This is a genomic window from Saccharopolyspora sp. NPDC050389 (genome assembly GCF_040655595.1).
In the GTDB taxonomy this organism is placed as follows: Bacteria; Actinomycetota; Actinomycetes; order Mycobacteriales; family Pseudonocardiaceae; genus Saccharopolyspora.
In genome coordinates this window covers 1-11,974 of the sequence record NZ_JBFAKG010000171.1, presented here as the reverse complement: position 1 = coordinate 11,974, position 11,974 = coordinate 1, and the positions used below count along the sequence as shown (strand labels likewise).

The following is an 11,974-nucleotide window of genomic DNA, read 5'->3' as shown; positions in this document are numbered from 1 at the left end:
CCCCTTCAGGGTGGCGTTCTTCTGGGGGGCGTAAAACCAACCCAAAACCCCCCACGGCCCCGTTACCTCGTAAACGTTGCCTCGGAAGCCGGGCGATTGCGGGACTGGATCAGCGGTTGGCGGTCAGCGCGTGGCGCAGGCGCTTGGCCAGCAGTCGCAGCGCGCCGTCCCGGTCGCCCACGTAGGTGCGCGGCAGGGCGTGCTGGCCGGAGAGCGGGGAGCGCCAGATGGCGCACGCGTAGTCGTAACCGGCCGCCTCGACCGTGTTCCGCACCCGCAGGTCGACGTCGCCGTACGGGTAGCAGAACCCGCCGACGTCCTGCCCAGTGAGGTCGCGCAGCCGCTCCCGGCTCTCGGCGATCTCGCCGAGCAGCTCGTCATCGTCCAGTTCGGACATCTGCTGGTGCAGCATCCCGTGCGAGCCGACCTCCAGGCCGGCCTCGGCGATCCCGCGGATCTCCTCCGCGGTCACCAGCCGCTTGCGCGGCCCGTCGGCGTCCCAGGCGTTGTGCCCGCCCAGCCGTCCGGCGATCACGAAGACGGTCGCGGTGCACCCGTACTTCTCGAGCGACGGCCGCACATTGTGGACGAAGTCGGCGTAGCCGTCGTCGAAGGTCAGCCCGACCAGCCCGCGAGCGTCCCCTTCCTCGCGCGCCTGCATCAGCTCGCGCATCGACACCCCGCGCAGCCCGTTGCGGCGCAGCCAGCCCAGCTGCCGGTCGAAGCGCTGCGGATCGACCGTCACCAGGTACGGATCGCGGGAGTATGTGGCCACCGAGTGGTACATCAGGACGTACGGGAACGGGCGTTCGGTCGCGCTCCGGGTCCACTTGGTAACGGTCTGCGTCATGGCGTCGCCGCTTTCCTCGGCAGCAGGTCCTGCAAACGTAAGGACGCGGTGCCCCATCCGGATCCGTCCGCTGCGGTAAGCTCGCTACCCCACACGTACGATCCTCACCCGTTGGGCGCTCAATTCGTGGGGAACCAACACCCGCGCCACTTACTCATCGTGCACGGGAGTGGCCTGAGCGGGTGTGGCGTTTTCGCGCGAGAACGACCAATCAGAGCGCCCCGTACTCGCCGACGCGGCGGCCCGCCACCCAGGTCTGCAGGGTCCCGGTCTGCCAGCGGGCCCGGCCCGGCGGCGGCTCCAGCGGGTCCTGGTCGAGGATGACGAAGTCCGCCCACTTGCCCGGCTCCAGGCTGCCGAGCACCCGTTCCTGGTGCGCGGCGAACGCGGCGTCGAGGGTGAACGAGCGCAGCGCCTCGTGCGGGCTCATCGCCTGATCCGGGTACCACCCACCGACCGGCTGCCCGTCCCGGTCGGTGCGGGTGACCGCGGCGTGCAGGCCGTCGAAGGGATTTTCCGACGACACCGGGAAGTCCGAGCCGGAGGCGATGGTGATGCCCTGGTCGAGCATGGTCCGCCACGCGTACGCGCCCGCGATGCGGCGGTGCCCGACCCGCTTCTCGGCCATGTTCATGTCGTCGGTGGCGTGCACTGGCTGCATCGAGGCGATGATGCTGTGCGCGCGCAGCCGCGGGATGTCCTCCACCGCGAGGACCTGCGCGTGCTCGATGCGGTGCCGCATGCCGCCGGCGAACTCCGCCGCGGCGGCCTCGTAGGCGTCGAGCACCATCCGGTTCCCGGCGTCGCCGATGGCGTGCGTGGCGACCTGGAAGCCCTCCCGCATGACCTGCGCGACCCGGTTCCTCAACTCGCCGGCGTCCAGCTGCGGCAGTCCGGAGTTGCCCGGATCGTCGTCGTAGGGCTGGAGCATCGCGGCGCCGTGGCTGCCGAGCGCGCCGTCGATGTAGAGCTTCACGGTGCGCACCCGGAGCATGTCGCCCGCGACCGAGTCGGTGCGCGCCTTCGCGCCGAGCTCCCGGAACGCGTCGTAGGTCAGGAACGAGTTGGTGCGGATGGTCAGCTCGCCGGAGTTGGCGAGCTGGTGCAGCACCGCGAGTTCGGCGGCGCTGGTGCCCGCGTCGCTGACCGAGGTGAGCCCGACCTCGTTGAGCTTGCGTTGCGCGGCGAGGAAGTTCTGCTTGAGGTCGTCGACCGTCGGCTTCGGCAGGTGCTGCTCGACGAGGTCCTGCGCCGCGTCGACGAAAGCACCGGTCGGCGCGCCGTCCGCCCCGCGAACGATCTCGCCGCCCGGCGGGGTCGGGGTGTCGCGGGTGACGCCGACCTGCCGCAGCGCGGCCGAATTCGCCACCCCGGCGTGCCCGTCGACCCGGACCAGCCACACCGGCCGGTCGGGCACCACCGCGTCCAGGTCGGCGGCCGAGGGCAACCGCCCGAGCCCCCAGATCACGTCGTTCCAGCCGCGCCCGAGGATCCACTGGCGCTCCGGGTGCTGCGCGGCGAAGGTCTTGAGCGCCTGCATCGCCTCTTGCAGGGACTTCGTCCCGGCGAGGTTGAGCTGGGAGACGTTGGCGCCGAGCTGCCCGAAGTGCCCGTGCGCGTCGTGCAGCCCGGGGATCAGCACGCGGCCCCGCCCGTCGATGCGCTCCGCGTCGCCGGCGCTGCCGACGTCGAGCCCGCCGACTCGGCCGTCCGCCTCGACCAGCAGGCTGCCGAACTCGCGCGGCCCGTTCGCGGTCAGCGTGAAGCCCCGCACGTTGTCGATCAGCTTCCGCCCGCCCGGCTGCCCCGCGCCGGTGTCACCGCTCGCGCAACCGGCGGAGACCGCCGCGCCCGCGGTGGCCAGCCCGACCAGCTTCAGGAACTGCGCCCGGGACATCCGAAGCTGCGGGGAAGGACGACAGCACTCCTGACACATCGCCGACCTCCGGTGGTCGCGCTCGGTTGATCATCTGCCAGGCAACGTAATTCGTAGTCCTTGATCGGTCAATCAACTGCCAGTGGGTAATGCGACCCCAATCCGCACACCTCCTTGCGCCGAGCCACAGCCCAGGTGCGCCTCGGAGATCACCGCCCTTGCGACCAATGCCGACCGAGACTGGAGCATTCGGCGCAACTTCCGCCGAGGTGTAAACCATTCTCCGCACCGGCGGGTAACTGGCGTGAACCTTTCTCCAAGGAGGCATTGGGTGAAGCATCTGGTAATCGCCGGGACGGTGGGCGCCACCGCGCTGCTGCTCGGGCAGTCCGCCTCGGCCGCGGGGACCTGGGCGGAGGAGCCAATTCCGCCGCAGCAGTACCAGTCGTCCCTGCACACCGCCGCCGGCGGTGATGGCGTCGCGTGGTCCTTCGGCGTCGATTTCGACGGGCAGGAATTCCGCACGATGGCTTTCCTCCGCGGCCAGCAGGGCTGGGAGCAGGTGCAGGCGCCCAACATCGGCCGGGTGAACGAGGCCGCCGTCGTGAATCGCGACGACGTGTGGTCGGTCGGCGACGGCAGGTCGATGCACTGGGACGGCAAGCAGTGGCAGGAGGTGCCGCTCACGTCCCCACCGGGGACATACACCCAGTACCACGGGACGAAGGTGTTCGGCGCCGCCGACGTGTGGACCGCCGGATCGGCGACCGAGGCGAACGAAGCCTGGCGGCGGGGCTCGATCCAGCACTGGGATGGCAAGGCGTGGAACGAGGTTCCACTGCAGCTCGATCTCGGGGACTGGTGGAAGGTGTCCGCGATCGACGGCAGTTCACCGAACGACCTGTGGGCGGTGGGCAGCAAGCACATCACGGTCGACGGCAAGGGCAAGGTAGTCGGGCTGATCCTGCATTGGGACGGGAAGCAGTGGCAGGAACAGCCGCAGGTCGACGTGCCGGACTGGAGCGTGAGCCTGGAGGACGCGCTCGTGCTGGCGCCCGACGACGTGTGGGCGGTCGGCTTCCGGGACCAGGGCACCGTCGCTCGGCGTCCGGTCGCGCTGCATTGGGACGGCAAGCAGTGGTCGCCCGGGCAAGTGCCGGATGAACTGGGCGAGATCGACGATCTCGTCGCCGGCAAGGGCGCGCTCTGGGCAGTCGGGTATGACTCGAACAGCCCGTACGTACTGCGGTATGACGGCCAGAACTGGCAGAACGTGCCGGATCCGGTCCCGCCGCAGGGCAGGTCGGTGGTCACCTTCAGCGGGGTCGTTCTGGACGACGGAAAGCTGCTCGCCGTCGGTGCGGCGAACTCCGACCAGGACGACGCGAAGCCCTACGCCGCGGCCTACGCCGGCTGAGGCCCGTGTGCGAAGCGCCATCCGAGTTCCGGGTGGCGCTTTCGCGCACATGGCGGAAACCCGGGTGCGCGCCGGATGATCGCCGCGATAGGGTGACGGCACTCTGATCAGGTTCCCCAGGAGTGCGCCGCAGAACGGGAACCCGCTTGCGCGAAACGAGGGGGCGGCACAGGTGTTCACCCTGCCCTTTTGGAGGCGCAAGTAATGAAGATCGGCCTAGGCCTGCCCATCGCCGACCCCACCGCCCTGTTCACGTGGGCGCGACGGGCTGATGACGGCCCGTTCAGCACGCTCGGCCTGCTGGACCGCCTGGTGTACGACAACCCCGAACCCCTGGTGACCCTCGCGACGCTCGCCGGCGCGACGCGGCGCATCCGGGTCCAGACCGAGGTCCTGCTCGCCCCGCTGCGCCACGCCCCGCTGCTGGCCAAGCAGAGCGCGACTCTGGCCCAGCTGAGCGGAAACCGCTTCACGCTCGGCATCGGCGTCGGCGGCCGCGAGGACGACCACGTGGCCGCCGGAACGGACATCAAGCTCCGCGGCCGGATCCTCGACGAGCAGATGCGGCTCATGCACCGGCTCTGGGCGGGCGAGCCCTACTGCGACCAGGCGGGCCCGATCGGCCCGGCGGTCCGCCCGGAGGTGGTGTTCGGCGGGTTCGTCCCGGCGGCGATCGACCGGGTGGGCCGCTGGGGAGATGGTTTCCTGGCGGCGGGTCCGCTGGACTACATGGAAACGACCTTCCGCCTCGCCGAGAAGTCCTGGCAGACCCACGACCGGCCGGGCAGGCCCCGCCTGATCGGCCAGCTCAACGCGGCGATCGGACCGGACGCGGTGGCCGACGAAGCCCGGACGGAAATGACGGAGTACTACGGAAATCCGGGCTTCGCCAACGCCATGGTCACCACCACTGCCGACCTGAAGGCCCAGCTCCAACGCCTCGAAGACCTAGGAGCCGACGAGGCGATCCTCTACTGCTGGTCCCCCGACCCTGACCAGGTCGACCGCATGGCAGACGTCGTGGCAACTCGCTGAACCGGGAGACCAACGAATGCCGGCACGGCGTTTCTACCGGGGCTGGGAGATCGACCCGGCCGCGGAGATCGACGAGCGCGACCGCAAAGGAACGGACGAGCACACCGAGGCGGTGTTCGACGAGTCCGGGCAACCCGTGCGCATCGCCTTCTACCGCGGCAAGAAGCCCGTCCACTTCGAGTACCGAACGGCCGAACTCGGCCGGGCCCGCAACGAGCACGCCGGGAAGCACGCCAAGGTCCCGTTCTGCGTCGTGCTGCCGAATTCGGTGACCGCCGGGCGGGCCCACTTCTGGGGCGAGCTGACCTACTTCTTCCCGTCGGGCAGAGGAGAGCCCGCGAACCACAAGGTCAGCCTGTTCACGCCCGGCGGCAGGCGGCACATGACGATCACCCGCGGAGAACGGGACGAAGTCCAGGAAATCGAGAAGTGGCGGTACGCCCCGGATGGCGAACCGGCGGTCATCTTCCAGTACGACGGCGACGGCGACGTGATCGACATCTTCGACGTAGTGGAAGGCGGCAGCACGCCCCTGGAAGAGGCCATGCAGGGCACCGATGACCCGGACTTCTTCCGCCACGGCCTGGCCCTCCCGGCAGGCCTGGCGGGACGAGCACCACCGGCAACAGCCGAACTGCTGGCAGGCGGCCAGACCTAGCGCCGGACACCGGCACCCGTGAGTGTTTTGGAGCGCTATGGCACCCCAAAACACTCACGGGCCTGGGCGGAACGCGCTTGCCTGCGGGCAGATTAGAGTCGCGGTGGGACAACGGTCTGCCCGCACCGCTGGTTGCTGCCGGAAACCGAAATGGCCTGCCTCGACGGACACGAGGTCGAGTTGCGCTGCTCGCGCGACGAGTCGGTCTCCGTGCGGTTCGCCGAGCGGCACGCCGCAGCCGACCGGAAATCATGATCTGCGCTTCCATTCTGGCAAGCGCGGCCCCGCGCAGAAGTTGCTAGTGCCCGAAGGCAGTGTGCTTGACGTTCACCACGGACACTCCTGCGGAGGGCCGCCGTTCTCCATGTAGACGCAGCTCGACTGCTTCTCGCGATGGAAATTGTCGTAAGCTTTCCAGGCACTCCAGGCCAGGAAGCCGAAGACCACGATGAACACGATGCCGTAGAGAATCGCGCACCCCCCAACCGCCGGCTTGTTCTCGGTGTCCCTCTTCGCCTTCTCCTGCGCGTCCCACTCTTCCTGCATCTTCTTCATGTAGCGCGCGCGGAACGCCGCCTCTTCAGGACTTCTCGGGGGATTCAAGTGCACGTCGCCGTGGACGAAGCCGAACTGCCCCACAGGACCGTTGAAATTCCCGCCCGAGATCGTGTTGTCGATATCGGGCTCAACGGCATCGGGGTCGCGGCCTTCTCCCATTCGGGAAGGCTATCGCAGCAATCCGGACGAGATCTCGACTTCCGAAGCAACCGGCCACTGCCCGGGCATCCGCAGTCTCACGACGGCGGATGCCCGGGCAGTGCGAACGATGCCCCGACCGGTCAGATCGTCCAGGTGTCGCTGCCCGTCAGCAGCTTCTGGAGGTCCGCCGGCTTCGCCTGCTGGGCTTCCGCCACCTGGGTCCGGGCCAGGTCGTCGTAGGTCGGGCGTTGGACCGCTCGGAAGACGCCCGTCACCGCCGGGTTCAGGTCCTGGCCGCCGAGGCGGGACAGGGCGAACGCATAGGACGGGTCTTCGCGGTTCGCGTCGTGGACCACGACCTCGGATTCGTCCACTTCGGACAGCTTCGAGACGCGGAAGCCGTCGCGGTCCTGGACCACTCCGCAGCGCTCGTCCTCCGGGCCGAACACGATCGGCTCGCCGTGCTTGAGCGGGACGATCCGGCGCTGCTTCTCGTCATTGTCCTTCAGCACGTCGAACGCGCCGTCGTTGAAGATCGGGCAGTTCTGGTAGATCTCCACCAGCGCGCTGCCGCGGTGCTCCGCCGCCGCCTTCAGCGTCTCCGTGACGCTCGCGCGATCCGAGTCGATCACCCGCGCCACGAACGACGCCTCCGCACCCAGCGCCAGCGACACCGGGTTGAACGGGTGGTCCAGCGAACCCGCCGGAGTCGACTTGGTGACCTTGCCGACCTCGCTGGTCGGCGAGTACTGGCCCTTGGTCAGCCCGTAGATCCGGTTGTTGAACAGCAGGATCTTGAGGTTCACGTTGCGGCGCAGGGCATGGATCAGGTGGTTGCCGCCGATGGACAACGCGTCGCCGTCACCGGTCACCACCCACACCGACAGGTCCGGCCGACTGGTGGCCAGGCCGGTGGCGATCGCCGGGGCGCGGCCGTGGATGGAGTGCATCCCGTAGGTGTTCATGTAGTACGGGAACCGGGACGAGCACCCGATGCCCGAGATGAACACGATGTTCTCCCGCTTGAGCCCCAGCGACGGCAGGAAGCTCTGCACCGCGTTGAGCACGACGTAGTCGCCGCACCCCGGGCACCAGCGGACCTCCTGATCGGACTTGAAGTCCTTCGCCTTCTGCGGTTCGTCCGTGGTCGGCACGCCTGCCAACCCGCCGAGGACCGGGATTCCCAGATCGGTCGTGGTCACGCGGGCACCCCCTGCACAACATCGGTGAGCACGTTCTGCAGCTCCTCGGCCCGGAACGGGAGTCCGGCGACCTTCGTGTAGGACTGCACGTCGACCAGGTAGCGGGCGCGCAGCAGCATCGCCAGCTGGCCGAGGTTCATCTCCGGGACGATCACCTTGTCGTAGCTGCGCAGCACGTCGCCAAGGTTGCCCGGCATTGGGTTGAGGTAGCGCAGGTGGGCCTGCGCGATCGACATGCCCTGGGCGCGCACCCGGCGGCAGGCGGCGCCGATCGGCCCGAACGACGAGCCCCAGCCGAGCACCAGCACGCGGGCGGCGCCGTCGGGGTCGTCGACGGTGAGGTCCGGGACCTGCACGCCGTCGATCTTGGCCTGGCGGAGCCGGACCATCTTGTCGTGGTTGTCCGGGTCGTAGGAGATGTTGCCCTTACCGTCGGCCTTCTCCAGGCCGCCGACGCGGTGCTCCAGTCCCGGCGTGCCCGGCACCGCCCAGTCGCGGGCCAGGGTTTCCGGATCGCGCACGTACGGCCAGAACTCGCCGGAGCCGTCCGGGGCGTTGGGTTCGGTGGCGAACTCGACGCTCAGGTCGGGCAGCTGGTCGACCTGCGGGATCAGCCACGGCTCGGAGCCGTTGGCGATCGCGCCGTCGGACAGCAGCAGCACCGGGGTCCGGTAGGTCAGCGCGATCCGCACGGCTTCCACCGCGGCCTCGAAACAGTCCGCGGGCGAGCACGGGGCGATCACCGGCACCGGCGATTCGCCGTTGCGGCCGTAGAGCGCCTGCAGCAGGTCGGCCTGCTCGGTCTTGGTCGGCAGCCCGGTCGACGGCCCGCCGCGCTGGACGTCGCACACCAGCAGCGGCAGTTCCAGCGTCACGGCCAGGCCGATCGTCTCGGACTTCAGCGCCAGCCCCGGCCCGGACGTCGTGGTCACGCCCAGCGCACCGCCGAAGGAGGCACCCAGCGCGGCGCCGACACCGGCGATCTCGTCCTCCGCCTGGAAGGTCGTGACGCCGAAGTTCTTGTGCTTGGCCAGTTCATGCAGCACGTCCGAGGCCGGCGTGATCGGGTAGGTGCCGAGGAACACCGGCAGGCCGCTGAGCCGACCGGCGGCGACGATGCCGTAGGCGAGCGCGGTGTTGCCGGTGATCTGCCGGTAGGTCCCCTCCGGCAACTTCGCGGGCGCGACCTCGTAGGTGACCGCGAACGCCTCGGTGGTCTCGCCGTAGTTCCAGCCCGCCCGGAAGGCCAGGATGTTGGCCTCGGCGATCTGCGGCTTCTTCGCGAACTTCTCCCGCAGGAACCGCTCGGTGCCCTCGGTGGGCCGGTGGTACATCCACGACAGCAGGCCGAGGGCGAACATGTTCTTGCAGCGCTCGGCGTCCTTCTTGCCCAGCCCGGTGCCGTCGAGCGCGCCCTGCGTCAGGGTGGCCATCGCGACCTGGTGCACCGCATAGCGCTCCAGCTCGCCGTTCTCCAGCGGGTTGGCGTCGTAGCCGACCTTCGTGAGGTTGCGCTTGCTGAACTCGTCGGTGTTGACGATCAGGATGCCGCCGTGCGGCACGTCGCCAATGTTGGCCTTCAGCGCCGCCGGATTCATCGCCACCAGCACGTCCGGGCGGTCGCCGGGAGTGAGGATGTCGTAGTCGGCGAAATGCAGCTGGAAGCTGGACACGCCGGGCAGGGTGCCGGCGGGAGCCCGGATCTCGGCCGGGAAGTTCGGCAACGTCGCCAGGTCGTTCCCGAAGGCCGCGGCCTCCGAGGTGAACCGGTCGCCGGTCAGCTGCATCCCGTCGCCGGAGTCACCCGCGAACCGGATCACGACCCGGTTCAGCTTCCGGGTTCCGTTGGACCGGTGCCCGTTCGTCGTACTCAATTGACCCGTTCCCCTTCACGTGCAGGCAACGCTCATGCTGTGGCGAACGATACAGCCCCGGGTTTTATTCCGATCACAACCAGGCCCCACACCGTCACGGTCCGCACGCGCCCGCACGGGATCTCCCCGACCACCGCGATCTTCACCGGAACGATCGAGTTCCAGATTCGGCCGCAGGTGGCGACCCCTGTATCGAGGTACCCGGCGCCCGGCCTGGGCAACCGGCCGCGGAGCCAGAATCGGGCCGTGTGAGCTCGGCCATACCGTTCCATCGAACATTGTGTGATCCGCACCACTTCACATCTTTTCCCATGATGCGGGAGCACGTTCGCCGGAACGGCCGATACCTTCGGCACGCCGTCGTCGGTTTACATCACTGCGACGATCCATCTGCGCTGGAGGAAGACAATGCCGTTGCATCCGGACGCCGAGCCGTTCGTCGCGCTCATGCAGGACTACTTCCCCGACCTCGGCGGCGCGGTCACCGACGCCACCGAGGCCCGCGCGATGCTCGACGCAGGCGCCGCGGAGCGGCCCCGCCAGCCGGTGGCCAAGGTCGAGAACCGGCTCGTCCCGGGCGCGCCCGGCGTCGAGATCCCGGTGCGCATCTACTGGCCGCGCGTCGACGGCGGGCCGCTGCCGGTGATCGTGTACTTCCACGGCGGCGGCTGGGTACTCGGCGATCTGGAGAGCCACGACGGCGTCTCCCGCGCCATGGCCAACGGCGTCGGCGCGATCGTCATCGCCGTGCACTACCGGCTCGCGCCGGAACACCGGTACCCGGCCGCCGCCGATGACGCCTACGCCGCAACGAGGTGGGCCGCCGAACACGCCGCGGAGCTCGGCGGCGACCCGGCGCGCCTCGCCGTCGCCGGGGACAGCGCCGGCGGCAACCTGGCCGCTGTGACGGCGTTGCGGGCCGACGAGCTCGGCGGCCCGGACATCGCCTTCCAAATGCTGGTCTACCCGGTCACCGACCACGACTTCACCACCGAGTCCTATGTGGACAGCCGGCCGGACTGCCTGCTGACCACGAAGCACATGATGTGGTTCTGGGACCAGTACGTGCCCGACACCGCCGATCGCGACCACCCGCACGTCTCGCCGCTGCGCGCCGCCGACCTCGCTGGGCTGCCGCCCGCGCACGTCCTCACCGCAGGCCGCGACCCGCTGTGCGCCGAAGGCCAGCGCTACGCCGAGCGGCTGAAAGCCGCGGGCGTGCCCACCAGCGTCCAGCACTGCCCGGGGCTGTTCCACGGCTTCGCCGGCGGTGCCGATCTGCTGCCGATCGCCGGTGAAGCGATGGCCGAGGTGCACCGCGTGCTGCGGGAAGCTCTTATACCGGAGGAGAAATGACCGCACCGTCGCGCCGCCCGCATTCCCATCCGTTCGTGCCCTACCGCCCGCAACGGCTATCGGCCGAGCAGGGCCTGCGCCGCGGTCAGGAGCTCTTCGAGCACCTGGACTCCCGGCGCAGCGTGCGGTTCTTCAGCTCCGATCCGGTGCCGCGCGAGGCGATCGAGCTGGCCGTGCGCAGCGCCAGCACCGCGCCCAGCGGCGCGCACCAGCAGCCGTGGACGTTCGTCGCCGTGCAGGATCCGGGCCTCAAGCACCAGATCCGGTTGGCCGCCGAGGCCGAGGAGAAGGCGTTCTACGACCGCGAGGACATCCCGCAGTGGCACGGCGCGCTGTCGCGGCTGGAGACCGATGCGAACAAGGACTACCTCGACGTGGTGCCGTGGATCGTCGTCGCGTTCGCCCAGAAGTACAGCGTGAGCGGTGCCGGACGGCAGAAGCACTACTACGTCAACGAAAGCGTCGGGATCGCCTGCGGCCTGTTCATCAACGCGCTGCACACGATGGGCCTGGCGACCCTGACGCACACGCCGAACCCGATGGGCTTCCTGACCAAGATCCTCGACCGGCCCACCAGCGAGCGCCCGTACATCGTGTTCCCGGTCGGCTACCCGGCCGCCGACTGCGAGGTTCCCGATCTGATCCGCAAGCCCCTCGACGAGGCCCTGATCTGGCGCTGACATCAGGAAGCCACGCGATTTCACCGATCCCACTCGCCTGCTGAGCAGAGCTCCCAGCGGGCGGGTGGGCCGTGCGTACTTTTTGTCGCTCTGGCAACACAAAACACGCACGGGTCCTGACCAGCGAAAACCGTCAGGCACTGGGCACGTGCACCGCGGGATGTGCTTCGTGTCGATGCTCTTGCGAAACACCCCGTTGCGCGTTCGTGAGTGGCAGTGGTCGTCAGAGCGACCTGTCATGTCTCAGGACCTCACGGACAGTTTTGTCTCACGACGTCGTGGACAGTTTGGGTGTGAGTCGTTGGTAGCGGACGCTGCGGTCCAGTG

General features: G+C 69.0%; 10 protein-coding genes. 5 read left to right on the top strand and 5 right to left on the bottom strand.

The features are described 5' to 3' along the window. Positions 1–109: 109 nt before the first annotated feature. Together AB0I53_RS48190 and AB0I53_RS48185 are read right to left on the bottom strand one after the other, a co-directional pair. The gene (locus AB0I53_RS48190) at positions 110–850 is read right to left on the bottom strand and encodes a polysaccharide deacetylase family protein (protein ID WP_358617574.1); all 741 of its coding nucleotides are present in this window, start codon (positions 848–850) and stop codon (positions 110–112) included. 211 nt (positions 851–1,061) lie between these two features. Then, the gene (locus tag AB0I53_RS48185) at positions 1,062–2,747 is read right to left on the bottom strand and encodes an amidohydrolase (protein WP_358617571.1); all 1,686 of its coding nucleotides are present in this window, start codon (positions 2,745–2,747) and stop codon (positions 1,062–1,064) included. Between the two features lie 310 nt (positions 2,748–3,057). Between AB0I53_RS48185 and AB0I53_RS48180 the strand changes: the two genes are divergently transcribed. The 3 genes from AB0I53_RS48180 (at position 3,058) to AB0I53_RS48170 (ending at position 5,836) form a co-directional block, all read left to right on the top strand. After that, positions 3,058–4,143: a hypothetical protein gene (locus AB0I53_RS48180; RefSeq protein ID WP_358617569.1), complete on the top strand. Its 1,086-nt coding sequence runs from the start codon at positions 3,058–3,060 to the stop codon at positions 4,141–4,143. A 204-nt stretch (positions 4,144–4,347) separates the two neighbouring features. Beyond that, positions 4,348–5,178 carry an LLM class flavin-dependent oxidoreductase gene (locus AB0I53_RS48175; RefSeq protein ID WP_358617566.1) on the top strand — a complete coding sequence of 277 codons (831 nt, stop codon included), beginning with the start codon at positions 4,348–4,350 and terminating at the stop codon, positions 5,176–5,178. 16 nt (positions 5,179–5,194) lie between these two features. Next, a complete protein-coding gene (locus AB0I53_RS48170) occupies positions 5,195–5,836 on the top strand; it encodes a hypothetical protein (RefSeq protein ID WP_358617563.1) in 642 nt (213 codons plus the stop codon). 327 nt (positions 5,837–6,163) lie between these two features. On the opposite strand, the gene AB0I53_RS48165 is transcribed toward AB0I53_RS48170, so the two are convergent. The 3 genes from AB0I53_RS48165 to AB0I53_RS48155 form a co-directional block, all read right to left on the bottom strand. Continuing rightward, entirely contained in the window at positions 6,164–6,553 is a 390-nt protein-coding gene (locus tag AB0I53_RS48165) for a hypothetical protein (protein ID WP_358617561.1), read from the bottom strand. Positions 6,554–6,675: 122 nt separating this feature from the next. After that, positions 6,676–7,737 carry a 2-oxoacid:ferredoxin oxidoreductase subunit beta gene (locus AB0I53_RS48160; RefSeq protein WP_358617558.1) on the bottom strand — a complete coding sequence of 354 codons (1,062 nt, stop codon included), beginning with the start codon at positions 7,735–7,737 and terminating at the stop codon, positions 6,676–6,678. Next, complete coding sequence (locus AB0I53_RS48155; RefSeq protein ID WP_358617555.1) at positions 7,734–9,611, bottom strand: 2-oxoacid:acceptor oxidoreductase subunit alpha; 1,878 nt, start codon at positions 9,609–9,611, stop codon at positions 7,734–7,736. Before AB0I53_RS48155 ends, AB0I53_RS48160 begins: the two co-directional genes overlap by 4 nt. Before the next feature lie 408 nt (positions 9,612–10,019). Between AB0I53_RS48155 and AB0I53_RS48150 the strand changes: the two genes are divergently transcribed. Together AB0I53_RS48150 and AB0I53_RS48145 are read left to right on the top strand one after the other, a co-directional pair. Then, the gene (locus AB0I53_RS48150) at positions 10,020–10,967 is read left to right on the top strand and encodes an alpha/beta hydrolase (RefSeq protein ID WP_358617553.1); all 948 of its coding nucleotides are present in this window, start codon (positions 10,020–10,022) and stop codon (positions 10,965–10,967) included. Continuing rightward, a complete protein-coding gene (locus tag AB0I53_RS48145; RefSeq protein WP_358617550.1) occupies positions 10,964–11,647 on the top strand; it encodes a nitroreductase family protein in 684 nt (227 codons plus the stop codon). The genes AB0I53_RS48150 and AB0I53_RS48145 overlap by 4 nt, the downstream gene beginning before the upstream one ends. Positions 11,648–11,974: the final 327 nt, after the last annotated feature.